Genomic DNA, 20371 nt, shown 5'->3' with positions numbered 1-20371 from the left:
AGTGTGGCTTTTTTTACAGGATAGTCAATTGTAGGCTTTGCAGTGCTGTTTTTGACAGCAGATCTTGCTCTTCGCGGGTGAGTTGATTGAAGGCAAGCCAATCTTTGGCTTCATCGGCTTCCAATAAATGGGTGTCTTTTAAGACCTGATACTGTGCATAGCAATACGCTTTGCGCACCACTTGAGTGAGTGGTAATTGATCGGCAGCATGATTATTCGCCTTTGGCAGATAGCTTTGCGCAAACTCTTCTATCGCGGCATTAAACGGCAAGTAACGAAACTCCATCCGTTCAATCAGATACTGAGACACGGTAGCGGAGTGCTCCAGCAGTAAATTACGCAGGAACAGGGGATCAGGCTCCAGACCAACCAGAGCGGTATGCAAATCTTTTTGTTTTTTGTCACGGGCAATCTTTACTTTGCCTTGCCAGACCCGTTCAAAGGTACGCAAATATAATCGCGTCAGGGCAATTTTGCCGACATCCAACAACATTCCCAGCGTAAACGCATGCTGCTCTTTTACGCCATACAGCGGGGCCAGGGTTTTAGCTGCTATGGAGGTTGCCATACTCATATCACGCAACTTTCGCTTTAATAATGGAAAAGGTTCGGTTGAATGCGGCATCCAATGGCGCACGGCAAATGTGGGGATCACCATTTGCAAATTTTCCAGACCAAGGTATCGTAACGCCAGTGCCGGTGTATCCACCTTTACCGCAGTGCCTTTCGCGCTTTTTTTACGATATTGAGGGAGGTTCACCAAAGACACCAGATCCCGCCCCATCCAGGACAAGTCATTGACCAATGGCTCCAGGCGCCCAACCGATGCCGACTTCACAGCCAAAATGTCTAACACCGTTGGCACTGCCTCCTGAATACCCACCACTTCATGATAAATCGTATCTAAATCTTCCAGCTGGGTATTAATGGCGGTTTCGATGACCTGATGCAGGTGGGTGCTGGCTTTGGCAATGTATTTATGATGACTGGTACTGCGCTCCTGACGTTTGGCGGCCGCAGCAAGCTCTACCTCAAGCATAGTTCGTTGTGGTATCCGCTCGCCAAAATTCATATCAAAGGTATGAATATAGCCAATCTGCTGCTGCGCAAAGTTATGGCTAATTAGTACATCATGGGCACGCTCTGCCAGCGCTTGTGCGATCCTAAGTTGCCTAATGTCATCAGTCATCAATTATGTTCTTTTCCGGTATTGTCGGGGGTTACTTTTCTAAGGTTAGAAGCGACTTATAAAGTTATCAAGTAGCCGCAGACCATGCTCAGTCAGAATGGCCTCTGGGTGAAATTGAACACCTTCCAACGCCCGCTCAGTATGGCATAAGCCCATGATTTCATCTAGTTCACCCGAGCTATTTTGCGTCCAGGCTGTCACCTCAAGAGCGTCTGGCAAACTCGCTTGTTGCACGACCAAAGAATGATACCGACACACCTCAAAGCGCGCGGGTAACCCGTTAAATGAGCCCCGCTGATTATGCACCAGCGTTGAGGTTTTACCATGCATGACTTGCCTGGCACGTACGACGCGTGCCCCCAGAGCCTGTGCAATAGTTTGGTGCCCCAGGCAAATACCCAAAATGGGAATTTGCCCCTGAAAAGCCTCAACGACCGACAGGGATACACCCGCTTCATTAGGCGAACAAGGGCCAGGAGAAATCACAATATGATCCGGGTTGAGTGCACGAATGTCAGAGATCGACAGCGCATCATTACGATGCACCACAACCTCCTGGTCAAGGCGTTGAAAATATTGCACTAAATTGAACGTAAAAGAATCATAATTGTCTATCATAAGTAGCATACTGCGCTATCCTTGTGATGTCGTATTAAAGCGGTTTAAATCTGATTGTATCATGCCATAAAGCCGGATCAGGCTACTGAGCTGATGCCTTGGTGATCGCCTGTATCTGACTTTCTTTTTGATAACCCGACGCCCCTTTAACAATATATCTGAGTTGCCAGATCAACCGCTCGGTCAACTCTGCTCGCTGCTGTGCATCCTGATCGAGGGCCTCTGCGCCGGAGCTAAACACCAAGGTCACCATCGCCTCCGCCTGCATGTAGGCATGATTGGCATCACAAGGCGTTTCGGTCTCCAGATAATGAGACAACTCCATGATGAAATGTTTGATCTCTCTGGCGACTGCCGCCCTGAACGCCGGTGACGTGCCAGAGCGCTCGCGTAGCAACAATCGAAACTGGTTGCTGGAAGTTTCTATGAATTCCATAAAGGTGAGTACTGAAGTGTGGATCACACTCCCGCCCCCCTTGGCAATTCTACGTCGAGCCTGACGCATCAGCTGACGCAAGGTCAGGCCGGCTTCATCCACCATCGTCAGCCCCAGCTCATTCATGTCTTTAAAGTGGCGATAAAAGGAGGTCGGCGCGATCCCCGCCTCACGGGCAACTTCACGTAAACTGAGGTTGGTAAAGCTATGCTCAGCACTGAGCTGATTAAACGCTGCCTCTATCAACGCCTGGCGCGTTTTTTGTTTTTGCTGGGCACGAACACCTGACATGGACGCAATTCCTATAATTTATTAGCTCAGATCGACAATAGTGGGAGTCTAATACTTGACGACGCAAGTTTGAAATACTATTTTAGCGTACAAGTGTACGCTGAGATTTAAAAAATGAAAAAACCGCCTTTATTGTGGACTAATGTCTTGTTCTTTAGTCTGTCCTTTCTTGCTGCCATAACATTAGTCCCCTGGTATGGGTTCGAATATGGATACAGCGCAACACACTGGATTGCGTTTGTTGGGTGTATGTTTTACGCCGGTATGTCAATCACAGCAGGCTATCATCGCCTGTGGGCTCATAAAGCTTATGATGTTCATCCTGTTGTTCAGGTTTTCTTTGCCCTGGGTGGCGCCTTTGCGCTACAAAACAGCGCGCTGCACTGGAGCAGTGACCACCGCATTCACCATGGTCAGGTCGACGACCCAATCAAAGATCCCTATGCCGCAACACGAGGTTTCTGGTACAGCCACATCGGCTGGATGCTCAGAGACTACCAGGGAGATAACTACGGTGACTACAGCAATGCCCGCGACCTGCAACGCAACAAAATCGTGATGTGGCAACACAAGCACTACCTGAAGCTGGTACTACTTACTAATATCGGCATTCCATTGCTGCTCGGCCTGATGCTGGGCGACATCCTGGGTATGCTGCTATTAGCCGGCGTATTACGGCTCGTGCTCAGCCAGCACTTTACTTTCTTTATCAACTCCCTGGCACACATCTGGGGAAAACGCCCTTACACCGAAAAAAACACCGCACGAGACAACGGATTTCTGGCACTACTCACCTACGGTGAAGGCTATCACAATTTCCACCACATCTTTGCCAGCGATTATCGCAATGGCATCCGCTGGTACCATTATGATCCAACCAAGTGGATGATACGGGGTCTGTCTTATCTGGGCCTGGCCAGCAAGCTGAAACGGACGCCCATTGAACGGATCGAAAAAGCCAAAGCAGAAACCTTATTGAATAAGACTAAAGTTACTCTGGCGAAATTGCCTTTGGCGCAGGATAAGCTTACATTGTTACAACAAGAGTATGATTTACTGCTGAAAAAGCTTCAGCATTTCTGTGCCGTGCAAAAGCAGGTACTGGAAACGAAAAAGCATGCCATGCGCGAACAATGTGAGCAATCGGCCCTGTTAAAACAGTATCAAGAACTGGAACAGGCCTGGGAAGCGCAAAAACAGGCATGGCTGGCATTAAACTCGAGGTTGTTAAAGGGCGCCACCAGCTAACCCAATAACGGCCTCACAAGTCATTATGTAAGGTGAGGCCGTGAGTAAAAAAACCGCCACAAAAAACCCCAGTCAAAGCGCATCATATCAGTATGATGCGATCATCATTGGTACAGGCCCCGGCGGTGAAGGGGCTGCCATGAATCTCTCTAAAAGCAATCGTAAAGTCGCCGTAATTGAACGACAAAAAGATGTCGGGGGTGGCTGCGTGCATTGGGGAACTATCCCTTCCAAAGCACTGCGTCACTCTGTCAGCCGTTTGATTGAGTACAAATCGAATCCACTGTTTCGGTTTAGCGAACGCCCACAACGCCTGACGTTTCAGGATATTTTGCATCATGCCAGTAATGTGATCAGCAAACAGTCAAGCCTGCGCTCAAGCTTCTACGACCGCAACCGCATCCACCTCTATCAGGGCGATGCAACTTTTGTCGATGCACACACAATCCGGGTCCAACATCATGACGGGTCACAGGAACTGCTGACTGCGCAGACCATCGTCATTGCGACGGGTTCTCGCCCGTATCGTCCACCCGGCGTCGATTTTGCTCATCCACGTGTCTATGACAGTGATACGATATTAGATTTAACGCACAACCCACAGCGTGTACTGGTTTACGGTGCCGGGGTCATTGGCTGTGAGTACGCGTCTATATTTAAGGGCTTAGGTGCCAAAGTCGACCTCATCAATACCCGCGATCGGCTGCTGTCGTTCATGGATGATGAAATCTCTGATGCGCTGAGCTACCACTTCTGGAACAGTGGCATCGTGATCCGACACAATGAAGAGTTTGCCAAGGTTGAAACCCTGGACACGGGCGTTGTGCTGCACCTTCAATCGGGCAAAAAGGTTAAAGCAGACTGTATTTTATGGGCCAACGGAAGAACTGGTAATACCGACTCACTCAATCTGGATGCCATTGGCCTCAAAGCAGACAGCCGCGGCCAGCTCAAAGTCAATGAGCATTACCAGACAGAAATAGGCAATGTATACGCCGTAGGTGACGTAATTGGTTACCCCAGTCTGGCCAGCGCCGCCTTTGATCAGGGCCGTATTGCGGCGCATGCGATTGTACACGGTAAGTGCGATGATCGCCTGATCACTGACATTCCAACGGGTATTTACACCATTCCGGAAATGAGTTCAGTGGGCAAAACCGAGCAACAGCTGACGGCCGCCAAAATCCCATACGAAGTGGGCCGAGCACAATTCAAACACCTGGCACGCTCGCAGATCACGGGGACTGAAGTCGGCTCACTGAAGCTACTGTTTCACGCTGAAAGCAAAGAGATCCTCGGAATACACTGTTTTGGCGAGCGGGCCTCTGAGATCATTCACATTGGTCAGGCCATCATGGAACAAAAGGGCAAAGGCAATAATGTTGAGTACTTCGTCAATACCACCTTTAACTACCCGACCATGGCCGAAGCATATCGGGTCGCTGCACTCAACGGATTGAACCGTTTATGTGACTAACCCGACCGGGTGTGAGTGCTGCACCTTAAAAACGTAGCGCTCCACTCACACGCCACAGCTGCTCTATCTGACGCGTCGGTAAATTAAAATCGGCTCGATTTGCGACCTTAGATTCCAGATACTGAAACTCCATACCAACATGCCAGCGCTCAGAGATCTGCCAGCGACCTGTTACGGTTATCGCGCCCCCTTCACTGGTGTTTGGATCGAAATCCCAAAAGTCGCGATCTTTGACGTCGAATTGCTCCACCCGACCACTCACTCGATAATCCTGCCATTTATGGGTTAATAAAATAAACTGGCTGCTGAAGTCGTTATCAATGCCGCGTCTGATCCCCATTGCCGTATTGCCAGCCATCGCCTGCATGACCAGATGCGTGGCCCGGGTGATCTTAAAACGATAAGCCGCACTGTAAAACTTAGTATCCCAGGCATATTGCCCGGTCTGATAGTTCAATACACTTGGGTCACCGTTATTATCATACCAATACAGCCTCAGCGTGTGACGCTTCCGATAATCCCAGTGTGCGCCGAGGTAATACCCAAACCGGCCATCGACCTCAGTAAAAGGCTCAGTTCGCCAGGATTGCTTAGCCAGGGGTGGTGCCTGTAGTGCGTTGATTGGCGCAAAAGGGATGGCTTCATTAAACACACTTTGCCTGTCATGTATTGCCCAACCACGCCAGGCCAGTAAAGTGCCTGCCGGATCATTCCCTTTATACACAGCCCCCAGCAACTCCCAATTGTGACCTGTTCGTTGTCGACGTGGCAGTCGGCTGTCACTGTGCTTATAGCTCACCTCCGTACCAAAAGTACGGATCTCCTCACCCAGCCAGGAATTTATCGCGCTATAGCTATAATTATAAGGAGACGACCAGCCAATATCAGGATTTTCCAGAGACATGCGTGGGTAAAACCCCCCAAGCCGCGCTTGCCACTGGCGGGGCCCTTTGTTCAGGGTATGGTACTGTGCAAATAATTCAGTAAACCCGAATTTACTATCCGGATCGGGAACATATTGGGCACTGGCTAGCAAAGACCATTTGCTGCCCAGTTCAGTGCGTATATCCAGTACGGCACGACTCAAGTTGAGTCGCTCAGAGTCGGCACCAAAGCGATTTACCGCCACGCCACGGTTATACCAGGCTGCATATTCACTGCTATTTTGCCAACTTGCCTGAATTGCACCTTTGTACTGAAAGTCCTGTGCCTGTGCAGTGCTGATGCCCACAACACTCAGCCCAATCAGCCCCAGCTTTTGAAGTTGTTTATTCATAATCATCAAACTCATCACTGAAATCTTCCTGGAGCATACCAAGGGACTGCTGCAACTGAATATTCAGTTGTTCACCCGACTTGACGGCGGATAATGCATGACTTTCCGGACTATCTAAGTCCATAAACCCCTCGTGCCAGACTTTTAACGTCACGTCATTGTGCTGCGCCGCAGGTATTGAAATGCGTGCGATGCCCTGAGTATCTGTTACGGCAAAATGCGTAGAGTCAACAACCAGAATGTAACCCAGCATCCAGTCATGAATGTTGCAGCCCAACTCCACAGCCCCGGTCGCAGAAAACGTCAGGGCCTGTGGTTGATCCCGATACAATTTAAACTCAAAACGCTTGGCGGGAGAGAAGGAGTACACATGATGCAAAATAGAGTCATAGTTAGGGAATGACACTTCTGCCTGTTTTGGCACAATCAGTAAATGTGGCGTAAATGCGCGGTTTTTCTGGCCCATTTTATAGCTGCGTGTGAGGACCGCCTGATCAGCAGCAAGCCCTTTACCGCTGAGCCATACGGCCGCGCCGGGCAATACCTTTCCCTCTTTGTCCCGCACCTGAACAGTGAGCTGCTCAGCGGCAGTGGCACAGGCAGAGATCAGAGTAACGGCAGCTAAAGTGATACTAAGAATATGTTTTAATTGAGTCATTGCCTAAAAGCTCCTTGCGGTCTCGATTTAGTATAGGCCACAGATGTAGACCGGACGACCGTTAGTTTCCATTCATCGCATTTTCAAAGTGAATACGTATGCAGACAGTTCATGCCCGGACGAAGATAACAGTAAGCTAAACATTCACTCACATTTGCAACCGAGATAGTTTATGCGATTAGTCTTCAGTGCAACAGGCGTTGCTGTCACACTCTTAGCCGGTTTATTTACCACTGCAACACAGGCTGCGACATACAGTGTCAGCTCACCAGACGGCAAGCTCACCTTTCAAGTCAGCGATGACAATACCCAGCCCAGCTACCAGGTCATGTTTAATAACCAAGCCGTGATTGCCCCCTCAAAGTTGGGGTTCGATTTTGCCCGCGCCCCCTCGCTGCGCGACGGACTGATCATCAGCAAAACCCAGCGCAACGGCGTAGATGAGCGCTGGCAGCAACCCTGGGGTGAGGCACGAGAAGTACACGACCATCACAATGAACTGGTTGTTACCCTGGCTGACAGTCAGTCAAAGCAGACACAATATACCCTGAGAATACGGGCATTTGATGACGGTGTCGGCTTCCGCTATGAAGTAGCTCAGGATTCTGCCCGCTATATCACCAGAGAACTGACTGAATTTGCTGTCGCTGACAGTGACAAGGCACAAGCCTGGTGGATCCCAGCCCGCGGCTGGAACCGCTATGAATATACCTATAACACCACAGCACTCCATGATGCAGCCCATGTCCACACCCCATTCACATTAAAAAACAAAGATGGTGTGCACGTCAGTATTCACGAAGCCGCACTGGTTGACTATGCTGCTATGACCCTGAACCAACGTCGCCCGGGTACCTTTATCAGCGATCTGACGCCCTGGTCTGACGGCATTGCCGTAAAGACCAATGGCCAGTTCAAAACCCCCTGGCGCACCATTCAGGTAGGCGCCCAGGCGACTGATTTACTGAACTCTCGCCTCATTCTAAATCTGAATGAGCCCAATAAATTAGGCGATGTGTCCTGGGTAGAGCCAGGTAAATACCTCGGCATTTGGTGGGGCATGCACATCGGAAAAAACACCTGGGGCAGTGGTGAAAAACACGGTGCGACCACAGCACGCACTAAAGAATACTTGAGTTTCGCAGCAGAGCATGGCTTCGATGGTGTACTGGTAGAAGGCTGGAATACCGGCTGGGATGGCGACTGGTTCTTCAATGGTGATGTATTCAGCTTTACAGAAGCCTACCCGGATTTCGACTTGGATGCCATTGCTAAACATGGCGAACACGTGGGTGCCCGCCTGATCGGTCACCACGAAACTTCAGGCAATGTCAGCAATTATCGCGACCAGATGGCTGATGCCTTTGCCCTTTACGAAAAAGCCGGTGTCCGTCAGGTTAAAACCGGCTATGTTGCCGATGGTGGCAATATCAAGCGCATTGATGAGCGCGGTCACGCCCGATTCGAATGGCACGACGGTCAATTTATGGTCAATGAATACCTGGACAACGTGAAACTGGCGGCCAAGCATAAGATCAGCATCAATACCCATGAACCAATCAAGGATACGGGATTACGCCGCACTTACCCTAACTGGCTCACCCGGGAAGGCGCACGCGGCCAGGAATTCAATGCCTGGGGCACACCACCCAACCCACCAGAGCATACCACCATGCTGGCCTATACCCGGATGTTGTCTGGCCCGATGGACTTTACACCGGGTATTTTCGATATGGGCTTTAACGGCCTGGGCGACAAAACCAACCGTCCACAAACGACCCTGGCCAAACAGCTGGCCCTATATGTGGTGCTGTATAGCCCAGTGCAAATGGCAGCGGACCTGCCGGAAAACTATTTGGCAAAACCACAGGCCTTCCAGTTTATTAAAGACGTCCCGGCGGATTGGGAACACAGTATCGCATTGGCAGGTGAAGTGGGCGACTATGTGGTCTTTGCCCGTAAAGAACGCAAACGCGGTAAGTACTCGGGTAATGACTGGTATTTAGGTGCCATCACCGACGAGCAGGCAAGAAGCATTAACATAAAGCTCGACTTCCTTGAGCCAGGCCAGCGTTTCGAAGCCCAGATCTATCAGGATGGCCCTAAGGCGGAGTGGAAATACAACCCCTATGATCTGAGCATTCAAAAGCAGATTGTCACGGCACAGGATACCTTAACGCTGAAGCTCGCCACCAGTGGCGGCACCGCGATCCGCTTTAAGGCACTTTAAAGCACACATTAAAAGCCGCCCGCACCGGGCGGCTTTTTTATCAGGCAGCCACTTTTTTCAGGTGCGGCGTAATGAACTGGCTGAGTATCAAAGAGCACCCAGCCAGGGCCGCACCAAAATAGAATACCAGCGATTGGTCATACAGCCACACCATACCAAAGCTGGCCGGTATCACCACCGCCGCAATGTGATTAATGGTAAAACTCACGCCAGCTGTGGCTGCAATATCCTCCGGCTGGGCGATTTTCTGAAAGTAGGTTTTAAGTGCAATGGCCATCGCAAAGAAGATATGATCCACCAAATATAATACCGCTGCTAATTGCGCAGACTCGACCAGCGCATAGCCAATAAAGACTAAGACCAAACCTGAGTACTCCAGCGTCAGGGCCTTTTGCTCGCCAATCTTGCTGATCATCTGGCCAATTTTCGGGGCTACGAAAATATTCACTAGGTGGTTGAGCATATACAACGCCGTGATTTCGGCGACATCAAAGCCGAACTTTTCCACCATCAAAAAACCAGCAAACACCATAAAGATCTGTCGACGGGCGCCGGAGAAAAAGGTCAGGACGTAATACAGACTATACTGCTTCCTTAAAATCAGCTTTTTATGCTGCGTGGCCTGCTGAAGGAATTGCGGGTGCGTCAGTGCCATAAACAAGGTCAGTGCCAGCCCGGCCCCGCCAAATAGCAAGTACACCCACACATAATCGGTCGCCAACCAGGTAAATGCCACCCAGATAAGCCCGAAGGTCACCAAAGAGGCCATAGATTTTATCGACAGTAAACGGCCCAATTGCTCGGGCGCCTCTTCCTTACTGAACCACTGTAAGCTCAGCGATTGATTCAGTGTTTCAAAATAGTGGAAGCCGATGGACATCAATACCGTCGTGGCGTACAAACCATACACACTGGGGAAAAACCCCGTCAGTGCCACGCCTATTGATAACAAGCATAAACTGATCAAGGCAAAGGTTTGCTCCTTCAGCACCAGCAGCACAAACACCGCTGTAAAGGCCAGGAAGCCTGGCACTTCACGCAGTGATTGCAACATACCTATATGCGCGCCAGTAAACGCGGCCTGTTCAATCGCAAAGTTATTGAGCAGCGCATTCCAGGCAGAAAACGTCATTGCCATGACAATGGTCGCCAGCACCATAAAGCTCATCGGCGAAGGCACAAAAAGTCGGGTCGGGTTTTTCATTCACAGTCCTTAAGCACATTGATTGCCGTTATAGGCCCGGTTAGTATATGAGCTGTTCACGCTGGCTAATATGGAAGATCATGACACAAAGTTTATCAAATCGGACAGATGCATCCTGGCGCAGTGTTTCCAGCCGATTCAAACGCAAAGTACTGGGCAGACCCATCTTCCCCCGGCCCACCACGATGCCTGCCAATGAGCATGTGCGGCCCCATAGCCATCACTGGGGACAGATCACCTATATCAGCGACTCAGTAATGACCATTTTCACACCGCAAGGCACCTTCGTAATTCCACCGCAACAGGCTTTGTGGATCCCACCCAACGTGGAGCATGAAACTTTTTGTCGTTATGGCGGGCATTTTCGTAGTGTCTATATTGATGAAAAGTATGCCGCCATCCTGGGCGATCAGGCGAAAACCCTGGTGGTCGATGCTTTACTGAAAGAAATGATCCTGACTATCTGCACTTGGCCTGAGGATTATTTGCTCGATGATAAGACCGAACGCTTTATCCAGGTGTTCATTGACAGATTAGAGCTGGCACCTACCAGTGCATTTTTCATTCCCAAAGCCGATGACCAGCGCCTGCTGCCAATTGTCAGTGAACTGTATTCTAACCCGGGCTGCGCACTTACTCTTGAACAATGGGGAGAGCAGGTGGGTGCATCAGCCAGAACCCTTAATCGCCTGTTTCACAAGAGCTTTGCGATGAGCTTTAGTCAATGGAAGCAGAAGCTCAGAGCACTGCGTGCGGTTGAAATGCTCACCGCAGGAGAAACCCAGCAAGCCATCGCTTTGCAACTGGGGTTTGAGTCCAGCTCGGCATTCAACAGCGCATTTAAAAAGTTCTTCGGCACCACACCCGGACAATATCTGAAGCGTTAAGGCGGGTTATTCAGATACAAAGCCTGTAGTGGTCCCGTTTCCAGCCAGGCACGCATCAACTGACGCTGACTCAGTGAAAACATCTTCTGCCTGTTGTCATAGACATTGGTATTCATAAAGTTCATCGTCAGCTCGGCATTCAGGCAGTCCGTCTGCGCCAGCCCATCACAGGTCAGGTGGCGATGGGTATTTTGCTCATTCCATGGAGGATTTGTATGGCCAATTAAGCCCAGAAAGTGACCCAGCTCATGCGTCAGCGTTTTGCCCTGACCATAATTCGGCTCTCGAGGTGCAATGGTCCCAAACAGCCCCTGCTCTACCGACACCCCAATATAAGGCTCAGGCGCACTGCCCGGGACATGTGCTCTGCCACCCAAAACCGGTTCATTGAACCGGGTACGTGACATGCCCACCCAGATATTAATGTAACGGTCTGTCGGCCAGGCATCCGATCCGCCCGCATCGCTGCGGGCAAAGGGGTAGCCCTCCAGCGCAAAGACACTCGTTGTGGCATCGACCCGCACGATCCCCGAATGAGGCTGGCCATCCGGATCTTTGTCAGCCAGATAAAACTGGATCCCAGTGTCTGCAACAAAAGGGGAATAGGTATCGGGGATAGTCTCAATTTCGGCGTTATTTTTGCCGCGAAAATGCAAATTCGTGGCCCGTAACTGAGATAAGATCTGCGCATCACTGAGTTCAAAATGACCATTATTCAGTACATGTACGACGACCGGTAAACGGATCCGTGTGAGCGCTTCAGGATCAGGAAGATAAGGTAAAAATAACGCGTTCACAGTGCAAGGTCCGGTCACTTCGGAAATGTGATAATTGAACTGTTCGAGCGTACCACTGCATCCTCCAACACGTTCCAGAATATGATCGCTGTTCGGTGTAAAGACGAACCCGGCAGCACTGCCATGCGCAATTTGCTGGGTGCTGATGTTCACATTTCCACCCTGACTAACGGTCGCATCCACACGATAATGGATAGGTGAAAAACGTGCCTGTATTTGACAACTTTGCTCGACCCGCTCTACCCGATAAGCAACCCCCGTGCGTTTACCTCCGCAACCGCTCAGCGCCACCAGCTCATAACCCGCCCGTGGTTTCGCAACAAACTCCGCAGTTTTGCCCTTGCCAACCTGAAGGCTTGCCGGCTCCAACACTCCACCCCCTTCGCTATATGCTGAAATGGTCAACAAGTCTGGTGTATCCTTCGGTGCTGAACTATCACCGCTACCACCAGAGCAAGCGGTTAATTGACTCAGTGCTATCCCCAGCACTAAGGCCCTTTTAATCACATAATTCATCGCTCCTTCTCCTCTTTTCCTGAGTGATATGCTGTCGCAATCAAGTCGACTGCAATAAATTATTATAGGAACATGCGACCCGCAAACTGTTATGTAGCTGGTTAAAAATGTCGCAATTTGTTACTCCTGCCTGCCAGGATGAGCAGACATTGAGCAATCAGGTGTCAACGACTGTACAGCATCGCAATTGGCAAGTACTCTGAGGCCTTTCCTTTGTTGTAACCTGTATGGGGTGTCATGAGCACAGCATTTTCACGCCGATTTATTACTTTGATCGACCAGTTTAGCGCCGGTAACAAACGTCAGTTTGCGATCCTCACCGGCAAGTCGCCGTCACACATTTATCGTATTTGTCGTGGCCTGAGCCGACCATCCGTTGCCTATTTGGAACATTTATACAGCCTGTTCAGCATTGATCTAAATTGGCTGCTTACCGGTGAACAACCCGCAGAGCACGCGTCGATGACGGGCAGTCAGGAAATGCTGATGGTGCCCAAACTGGATGTCGAGGCCAGCGCGGGTTTTGGTAGCATAAATGGCAGTGAAGACATCACAGAGCAGTTTGCCCTGAATAAGCGCTGGCTCAGCACGCAACTGGGCGTGCACGGTGAGCAGCTGGCGTTTGTCACTATCCGGGGCGACAGTATGCTGCCAACCTTGCAGCATGGCGACATGGTACTGGTTGATTTGAGTCAGCGTGACGCGAATAAGCGCGGCGTTTATGTACTGCAGACCGAAGATGGTCTGATGGCCAAACGTCTGCAACAACAACGGGATCATATCAGTGTAGTGAGTGACAATCCGGACTACCCGGCCTGGCAAATCCACGCCGAAAATGCCCAACAGCATGGTATTGCGGGTAGAATTGTCTGGTGCGGTCGCAGTATGTGACCTCCATGCAGCAAAAAGCCAGCGTATAAGCTGGCTTTTTTGTCGTTGCGACCTGACTGATTACGGACGCGGGATAAAGCCCAGCGCATCGTATGCCGCTTTTAGTGTTTTCTCTGCACGAGCACCTGCTTTTTCTGCACCAGAGCGCATGATCTGATCCAGCAACGCCTGATCTTCACGGATCTCTTTGAAACGCGCCTGTATAGGCTCCAGCATAGCCACCACGGCATCCGCAGTGTCTTTTTTCAGATGACCATACATTTTATCTTCATACTCAGGTACCAGATCGGCCACATCACGCTTGGTCGCCACTGACAATAGTGTCAGCAGGTTAGATACGCCTGGCTTCTCATCCCGGTCAAAGTAAATACGCGCTTGTTCGTCTGAATCCGTCACCGCTTTTTTCAATTTCTTCTCAATCTTTTTCGGCTCATCCAGCAGCATAATATAGGCATTTGGATTATCGTCCGACTTAGACATTTTCTTCAATGGATCCTGCAAGCTCATCACCCGGGCACCCAACTCAGGGATATACGGCTCAGGTACTTTGAACACATCACCATACAGATTGTTAAAACGTGTCGCGATATCACGAGTCAGCTCAAGGTGCTGCTTCTGATCTTCACCCACCGGGACCTGATCAGCTTGATAAAGCAGAATATCTGCTGCTTGCAATACCGGATACGCAAACAAACCGACGTTCACATTGTTGGTGTTTTTCGCTGACTTGTCTTTAAACTGGGTCATGCGGTTAAGTTCGCCCATTTGTGCATAGCAGTTCAGTACCCAGCTTAACTGCGCATGCTCTGGTACCTGTGATTGCACAAACAACGCTGACTTTTCTGGGTCAATGCCACACGCGGCATACAAAGCAACCCCATCTAAAACGCGATCACGCAGGACATTTGGCTCCTGACGAATGGTGATGGCGTGCAAATCAACCAGCATAAAGAAACAATCATGATCTTCCTGTAGCTTAAGCCACTGGTTAATGGCACCCACATAATTGCCTATTGTCATACCACCGGTTGGCTGAATGCCACTTAACACTACTGGTTTAGTCATTGTGTTCCCTTACTCCTAGTTTGATTTAAGGTTGATTTAAAATGGGGATTATATCCAAGAAGCCCTCACAGAGGTACTGTGGATTAAACTGGGCCAGATCCAGTCCTTGATTGTACCCATATTTGAGTGCAATCACAGGTATTTCAGCAGCCTGAGCGGCCAAAATATCGCTTTTTGAATCGCCGACCATGATGGCCGTGTGTGGCTCGATATTAAGTTGCTGACAGGCTGACAAAAGCGGCTCCGCAGCCGGCTTTTTCTGACCGTCATCACCACACACCACAACATCAAAATGCTGGCTGAGGTTGAGGTTATCGAGGAGCTGTACTGTAAACTCACGGCTCTTGTTGGTTACGACGGCCTTGGGCACGTGACTGAATGCGGCCAGTACCGTTTCAACATTGGCGTAAAGCAAAGAGTATTGCCCGACCAGCGCTCTATAATGTCCGGCAAAACGGGTCTGCGCCTCAGCGACCACACGCGGCGGTAGCTCAGCGTTAACATCATGACTGCCGCTTAAACCACGCTGCACTAGTACATCGATGCCGTTGCCGACCCAGGTCAGTACCTGAGCGCGACTCACCACAGGAAAAGCCACTTCAGTTAACGTCAAATTGAGCGCCATATACAAGTCATGCGCACTGTCGACCAGCGTGCCATCGAGATCAAATAAAATACCCTGGTAGCGCATTAGCCCACCTTAGCGAGCTCAGAACGCATCGCATCAATGACCGTCCGGTAGTCTGGTTGATTGAAAATCGCCGAGCCTGCGACAAACATATCGGCCCCCGCAGCAGCTACTTCAGCTATATTGTCGACTTTAATGCCACCGTCCACCTCCAGGCGGATTTTACGACCACTGGCATCTATGCGCTCGCGTACCTGGCGCAACTTATCCAGCGTCTGCGGGATAAAGCTCTGACCGCCAAAGCCGGGATTGACAGACATAAGTAAGATTTGATCCACTTTATCCATTACATAATCCAGATAATGTAATGGCGTTGCCGGATTAAGTACCAATCCAGCCTCACAGCCGTATTCCTTAATCAAACCCAGACTGCGATCTATATGTTCACTGGCTTCAGGATGGAAAGTAATGATATCTGCACCCGCTTTTGCAAACTCCGGGATCAGACTATCCACGGGTTTGATCATCAGGTGCACATCAATTGGGGCGGTAATGCCATAATTGCGCAGTGCCTCACAGATCATCGGGCCAAACGTCAGATTCGGGACATAATGATTATCCATCACATCGAAGTGCACGACATCTGCGCCAGCATCTAACACCCTGGCAACGTCTTCACCCAACCTTGCAAAATCGGCAGACAAAATAGATGGTGCAATTAAGAACTCAGAATTATTATTGTTCTGCGACATACTACCCCCTGAAACAAAATGTCAGCGGCTACTGTAACTCATCTGAACGCTAAAAACACCTGATTGTTGGACACTGACAATTTGCGAGCAGCTGCCATTTTTGCAGGACAAAGCGATTGTTTAATAAACATACATAGTGTACTATTTATAGATAACTATTCACTGGGGATATGGTTATGTTAAGTCGGCTTAAAACACGGACGCTTTTGCTTACAGCTGCTTTAGTCTTGTCTGCTGGCGTGGTCTCATTCAGCGGTGACGATGACTTAGTCGCAAAAAATGAGATGTGTCAGTGCTCTACTACTCAGGTGAGCCACAACGCACCCTCAAATTTATGTAAGCTGGAGTCACACACTAGTTGGTATGCCTGGTTAACTGGCGGCAGTAGTAATGCGCAGTTTCACTACCTTGATCTACTGGAACTACTACTTGGCTCGGGTGACGAGCAAACGTCGAGTCAATTTTCGCAATTCTAATTGATACCAACACGCTTAATGACGCCTTTCATCGGGCAAGTCTTTAAGGCGAGTTGGTATTCATACACTATACTGTTAGGTATCTCGTTGCACATAGGAGCCAGGATGCCGTGACAGAACGATTCTTTATACTTATTCAAAGTGTACTTGCTGCGATGTTTGGTGTGCAAAGCCACGCTAAATATCGTGTCGATTTCAGCCAAAAACACTTTTGGCCTTTTGCCTTGTTGGCCGTGTGTTTTGTTATCGCACTGGTTATCGCCTTAGCCTGGTTTGTTAATGCCATTGTATTGTAACATGCCAGCCATTCCATGCGATTATTCGTGATATAAGGCCATCAGCTCATCAACCCGGTTACGGCCTGAGCCTTTAGGACTAATGGTTCTTTTTACCTGGATCACATCCAGGTGAGCCTGGCTGTAGATCTTGCGCGTGAGCACCGTATCATGGTTGGATATCAGGACGGGGGTTTGCTGTTCAAAAGCGGCCTTTTCTGCCAGGTTAGCAAGCTGCGCCTGATCGTCAAAGTTAAAACCCCCTTTGGCATAAGCTGTGAATGAGGCGGTTTTACTCAACGGCACATAGGGCGGATCACAATACACAACAGCCTTTTTAGGAATACGCCTAAAGACCTGCTCATAACTCAAACAGGTAAAGGTTGCCTGTTGTGCTTTTTCTGAAAAAAAGTACAGCTCATTTTCCGGAAAGTAAGGACGCTTGTACTTACCAAAGGGCACGTTAAAAATGCCCTTCAGGTTATAGCGACAAAGCCCATTGTAGCCATGCCGGTTCATGTACAAAAACAGAATCGCCCGCTCATAAACATCAACGCTTTCATTAAACTGCTGACGGTAAGCATAATAAGCATCGGGATGATTATTCAGATCAACAAACAACTTTCTGGCATCACTAATAAACTCGTCCGGAGTGCGTTGCAGCTCTTTGTACAGGTTAATCAGGTCCGCATTAATGTCATTGAGTATATAGTGCTTAAAATGACTATTGAGAAAGACAGAACCAGCCCCAACAAAGGGCTCCACCAGAGTTTCGGCCTCTTCATTTGCGGCTTGCAAGCGCTTGGTAATTTCTTCCACCAAGGCATATTTTCCACCTGCCCATTTTAAGAAAGCTCTGGTCTTTTTTTGCATGATCTGACTAGTTACCCCAAAGTAGCGCGATTCTACACTATTTTTGCGTTTGTGACTGTTGGATTTGTTGCTTAATTTGCACGATACGTTTAAAAAATGGCTGCCCCGCTAATACGGCTTCAGGTAATTCAGTCCGGGCCTGTTTCGCGTCATCTAAGGTTGCAAATGGCGCCAGGGTAACAAACCACCACGCCTTGCCTGCGCGCATAACCTGAGCGGTTCGGATCTGCGACAACTTATGTTGCTCGATATATCGCCGTGCCACGGACTCATCAGTCACAGCCAGCAGTTGAATAGTCCAGGCATTACTGTCTTGTGCTAAAAACCAGGCATTGTCTGATAAGCCTGAAACCGGATCCGGTTGCACCTGAGGTTCCGCTATGATGTTGGGCTGTGGTGTTTCAACCTGTTCATTCATGTCTGTTTGCTCAGCATCGCCGCTCTGAATATCTGGTTGCGTCAGCACTTGTGCGACCGCTGCCGACGCATTGGGTTCACCTTGTACATCTCTGTCAGACTCGTCAATGTGTTCAGCATCTTCTTCACTGGCTTCGATTTGACGCTCGTTCACAGCAATCTGGCCCAAGGTTAACGCGCCGAGTATAGATTGCACATCATGCTGCAATGGAACCTGAATGTCGCTGCTCTGTGATTGTTCTGCCAATGTCTCAGCGACAGGCTGCGCGGTTTCATCCGAGAGCGCCTCTTGCGCTGTCAACACAGTCGGTTCAGGCAATACCTCAACCGAGGTTACACCAACATCCTGTTGCAGACGTAATAAATCGGCCAAATCTTTTTGATAAAACAGCGCAACCAGGAACAAGGCCGTAATCACAACAAAGGCACCCAAAAAGCCTTTCCATTGCCGGCTACTCATCGTTTGTTTGGATTTCAGTGTCAATTGATGCTGGTTTTGCTGCCATTCAAGCAAAATGCTGGGGTTACCGCCCGCTTCACTCAAAAAAGTACTAAATATCGGGTCTTCTGAAGGTGGCAGCTCTGTAAAAAACATCGCCATCAGACGGCGACTTTCCATTAATGACAGGGGCTCCAGATGAATATCCAGCGCTTCAGGTAATATCTTAGGGGCCTGTCCTGTTACCAGGATATATAAAGTGTCCGGGGCCTTTTTAGCCAGCAGCTGAAGCTCCTGGATCAGTTCATCACTCAGGTGACGTGCACCATCAATGACCCAGAGGCACGGACCACAAGGTTGCTCATTATACAGAACGAAGAAATTCTCACTTAAGGACAGCTTATGATCGACCAGCGGTGCACGAAAGCTATTTTCTAACAGCTGCTGAACCAGCTCTGTGTCTTTAGTGTGTGCGCCCAACTTAACAAAGGCTTTGCTAAAGTCAGGGTACTTGTCTGTGATGAAAGACTCAGCCAGGTAACTTTTGCCTAGCCCTGAGTTGCCAACCAGGCAGATCAGGTTTTGTCCATACTCAAACTGCATTGCAATCCGGTCGACCAGAGCGGCACGACTCGGTAAGATTTGCGACTGCATCAGTGCCCTATTAGCTGGCCTAAGGTGTCATCAGATACGTCATCAACCAGCTGGCACTCGCCCAGACTGATAGGTACGATAAAGCGGATCTTACCTTGTTTATTTTTCTTATCTTTACGCATGTGAGAGATAAACTGTGCCGTTGTCATCGATGTGGGCGGTGCAACTGGCAGTTGATACATTTCTAGCAATGCCGCGATACGTGCGACTTCATGCTCTGTCAACGCGCCTCTAAGTTGTGCCAGACGGGCCGCTAACATCATACCCGCAGCGACCGCTTCACCGTGAAGCCATACGCCATAACCCATCTGCGCTTCAATGGCATGGCCAAATGTATGCCCCAGATTCAACAGCGCACGCAATCCTGCTTCTTTCTCATCTTGCGCGACAATTTCGGCCTTGATGGCACAGCAGCGATGGATCACTTGCATTAACAAGCCGGTGTCCAACTCGTGCAAGGCATTGCCATTGTCTTCAAGTAGTGTCAGAAAATCTTTGTCGTAAATCAGGCCGTACTTAATCACTTCAGCCATGCCCGCCGCGAATTCGCGTGGCGGCAAACTCTTCAGTGTATTGGTATCAATAAACACCGCTTTAGGCTGATAGAAAGCACCTATCATATTTTTACCTAAAGGATGATTGACGGCTGTTTTGCCACCAACCGACGAATCTACTTGAGACAGTAAGGTTGTCGGGATCTGAATAAATGGCACACCACGCTGATAGCAAGCAGCAACGAAGCCGGTCAAATCACCAACAACACCACCCCCTAAAGCAATCAGACAGGTATCCCGACCACAGTTGTGCTCAAGCAAAAATGCGTTAATACGCTCAAACCACTCCAGAGATTTGTATTGCTCCCCATCAGGGATGCAAAAATGAAGCGGCGCTTTGCCCTCTAACTGCGTGAGTAATGTATCCAGATACAAAGGCGCAACAGTCTCGTTGCTGATGATGACGGGGCGCGCATTGCCAATATGCTGCAATAACCGCCCCTGATCGGTAAGAAGATCTTGGCCAATATAGATAGGATAGCTACGCTCGTTTAAATCTACTGTTAATTCAAGCATGTGC

At 49.5% G+C, this 20371-nt stretch carries 20 protein-coding genes; 7 read left to right on the top strand and 13 right to left on the bottom strand.

Annotation, left to right across the window (positions count from 1 at the left end; genetic code table 11):
- Positions 1 to 13: 13 nt before the first annotated feature.
- From PRUB_RS07835 to fabR, 3 genes are all read right to left on the bottom strand, one after another.
- Positions 14 to 1189 (bottom strand): HDOD domain-containing protein, encoded by a 1176-nt coding sequence (locus PRUB_RS07835; protein ID WP_010386238.1) that lies wholly within the window; start codon positions 1187 to 1189, stop codon positions 14 to 16.
- A 45-nt stretch (positions 1190 to 1234) separates the two neighbouring features.
- Positions 1235 to 1816, bottom strand: coding sequence for an anthranilate synthase component II (locus PRUB_RS07830; protein ID WP_010386237.1), 582 nt, complete (start codon positions 1814 to 1816; stop codon positions 1235 to 1237).
- A gap of 73 nt (positions 1817 to 1889) precedes the next feature.
- Positions 1890 to 2534, bottom strand: coding sequence for an HTH-type transcriptional repressor FabR (gene fabR, locus PRUB_RS07825; protein WP_010386236.1), 645 nt, complete (start codon positions 2532 to 2534; stop codon positions 1890 to 1892).
- 114 nt (positions 2535 to 2648) lie between these two features.
- Here fabR and PRUB_RS07820 point away from each other — a divergent pair, with 114 nt between their 5' ends.
- Positions 2649 to 3782, top strand: coding sequence for an acyl-CoA desaturase (locus PRUB_RS07820; protein WP_010386235.1), 1134 nt, complete (start codon positions 2649 to 2651; stop codon positions 3780 to 3782).
- 40 nt (positions 3783 to 3822) lie between these two features.
- Positions 3823 to 5259 carry a Si-specific NAD(P)(+) transhydrogenase gene (gene sthA, locus PRUB_RS07815; RefSeq protein ID WP_040644545.1) on the top strand — a complete coding sequence of 479 codons (1437 nt, stop codon included), beginning with the start codon at positions 3823 to 3825 and terminating at the stop codon, positions 5257 to 5259.
- A gap of 25 nt (positions 5260 to 5284) precedes the next feature.
- On the opposite strand, the gene PRUB_RS07810 is transcribed toward sthA, so the two are convergent.
- Both PRUB_RS07810 and PRUB_RS07805 read right to left on the bottom strand, forming a co-directional pair.
- Positions 5285 to 6535, bottom strand: a complete 1251-nt coding sequence (locus tag PRUB_RS07810) for a hypothetical protein (RefSeq protein ID WP_040644552.1) — start codon at positions 6533 to 6535, stop codon at positions 5285 to 5287.
- Entirely contained in the window at positions 6528 to 7193 is a 666-nt protein-coding gene (locus PRUB_RS07805; RefSeq protein WP_010386228.1) for a methylamine utilization protein, read from the bottom strand. The genes PRUB_RS07810 and PRUB_RS07805 overlap by 8 nt, the downstream gene beginning before the upstream one ends.
- Before the next feature lie 172 nt (positions 7194 to 7365).
- Between PRUB_RS07805 and PRUB_RS07800 the strand changes: the two genes are divergently transcribed.
- A complete protein-coding gene (locus PRUB_RS07800; protein ID WP_010386226.1) occupies positions 7366 to 9423 on the top strand; it encodes a glycoside hydrolase family 97 protein in 2058 nt (685 codons plus the stop codon).
- A gap of 40 nt (positions 9424 to 9463) precedes the next feature.
- On the opposite strand, the gene PRUB_RS07795 is transcribed toward PRUB_RS07800, so the two are convergent.
- Positions 9464 to 10627 carry an MFS transporter gene (locus PRUB_RS07795; protein ID WP_010386224.1) on the bottom strand — a complete coding sequence of 388 codons (1164 nt, stop codon included), beginning with the start codon at positions 10625 to 10627 and terminating at the stop codon, positions 9464 to 9466.
- Positions 10628 to 10707: 80 nt separating this feature from the next.
- On the opposite strand from PRUB_RS07795, the gene PRUB_RS07790 reads away from it, so the two are divergent.
- Positions 10708 to 11514 carry an AraC family transcriptional regulator gene (locus PRUB_RS07790; RefSeq protein ID WP_010386222.1) on the top strand — a complete coding sequence of 269 codons (807 nt, stop codon included), beginning with the start codon at positions 10708 to 10710 and terminating at the stop codon, positions 11512 to 11514.
- Here PRUB_RS07790 and PRUB_RS07785 read toward each other — a convergent pair.
- Positions 11511 to 12827 carry an InlB B-repeat-containing protein gene (locus PRUB_RS07785; protein WP_010386220.1) on the bottom strand — a complete coding sequence of 439 codons (1317 nt, stop codon included), beginning with the start codon at positions 12825 to 12827 and terminating at the stop codon, positions 11511 to 11513. The genes PRUB_RS07790 and PRUB_RS07785 overlap by 4 nt on opposite strands.
- A 237-nt stretch (positions 12828 to 13064) precedes the next feature.
- Between PRUB_RS07785 and PRUB_RS07780 the strand changes: the two genes are divergently transcribed.
- Positions 13065 to 13718, top strand: coding sequence for an XRE family transcriptional regulator (locus PRUB_RS07780; protein WP_010386219.1), 654 nt, complete (start codon positions 13065 to 13067; stop codon positions 13716 to 13718).
- A gap of 60 nt (positions 13719 to 13778) precedes the next feature.
- Here the strand turns inward: PRUB_RS07780 and trpS are convergent, their stop codons facing one another.
- From trpS to rpe, 3 genes are read right to left on the bottom strand one after another with little or no spacing between them, the layout of a single operon-like run.
- A complete protein-coding gene (gene trpS, locus PRUB_RS07775) occupies positions 13779 to 14783 on the bottom strand; it encodes a tryptophan--tRNA ligase (RefSeq protein ID WP_010386218.1) in 1005 nt (334 codons plus the stop codon).
- Between the two features lie 25 nt (positions 14784 to 14808).
- Positions 14809 to 15474: an HAD family hydrolase gene (locus tag PRUB_RS07770; protein ID WP_010386217.1), complete on the bottom strand. Its 666-nt coding sequence runs from the start codon at positions 15472 to 15474 to the stop codon at positions 14809 to 14811.
- A complete protein-coding gene (gene rpe / locus PRUB_RS07765; RefSeq protein WP_010386216.1) occupies positions 15474 to 16163 on the bottom strand; it encodes a ribulose-phosphate 3-epimerase in 690 nt (229 codons plus the stop codon). The genes PRUB_RS07770 and rpe overlap by 1 nt, the downstream gene beginning before the upstream one ends.
- 176 nt (positions 16164 to 16339) lie before the next feature.
- Between rpe and PRUB_RS07760 the strand changes: the two genes are divergently transcribed.
- Together PRUB_RS07760 and PRUB_RS07755 are read left to right on the top strand one after the other, a co-directional pair.
- A complete protein-coding gene (locus tag PRUB_RS07760; RefSeq protein WP_010386215.1) occupies positions 16340 to 16639 on the top strand; it encodes a hypothetical protein in 300 nt (99 codons plus the stop codon).
- Between the two features lie 110 nt (positions 16640 to 16749).
- Positions 16750 to 16935, top strand: a complete 186-nt coding sequence (locus PRUB_RS07755; protein WP_010386214.1) for a DUF2970 domain-containing protein — start codon at positions 16750 to 16752, stop codon at positions 16933 to 16935.
- A gap of 21 nt (positions 16936 to 16956) precedes the next feature.
- Here the strand turns inward: PRUB_RS07755 and PRUB_RS07750 are convergent, their stop codons facing one another.
- Genes PRUB_RS07750 through aroB form a run of 3 tightly spaced genes read right to left on the bottom strand, consistent with a single transcriptional unit; the run spans position 16957 to position 20367 of the window.
- Positions 16957 to 17787, bottom strand: coding sequence for a Dam family site-specific DNA-(adenine-N6)-methyltransferase (locus tag PRUB_RS07750; RefSeq protein WP_010386213.1), 831 nt, complete (start codon positions 17785 to 17787; stop codon positions 16957 to 16959).
- Between the two features lie 37 nt (positions 17788 to 17824).
- Positions 17825 to 19297 (bottom strand): SPOR domain-containing protein, encoded by a 1473-nt coding sequence (locus PRUB_RS07745; RefSeq protein ID WP_010386211.1) that lies wholly within the window; start codon positions 19295 to 19297, stop codon positions 17825 to 17827.
- Positions 19297 to 20367: a 3-dehydroquinate synthase gene (aroB, locus tag PRUB_RS07740; RefSeq protein WP_010386210.1), complete on the bottom strand. Its 1071-nt coding sequence runs from the start codon at positions 20365 to 20367 to the stop codon at positions 19297 to 19299. Before aroB ends, PRUB_RS07745 begins: the two co-directional genes overlap by 1 nt.
- Positions 20368 to 20371: the final 4 nt, after the last annotated feature.

It is taken from the genome of Pseudoalteromonas rubra (assembly GCF_000238295.3).
Classification (GTDB): domain Bacteria; phylum Pseudomonadota; class Gammaproteobacteria; order Enterobacterales; family Alteromonadaceae; genus Pseudoalteromonas; species Pseudoalteromonas rubra.
Note: the sequence above shows the minus strand (reverse complement) of the source record. Positions and strands in the feature narration are given on the sequence as shown.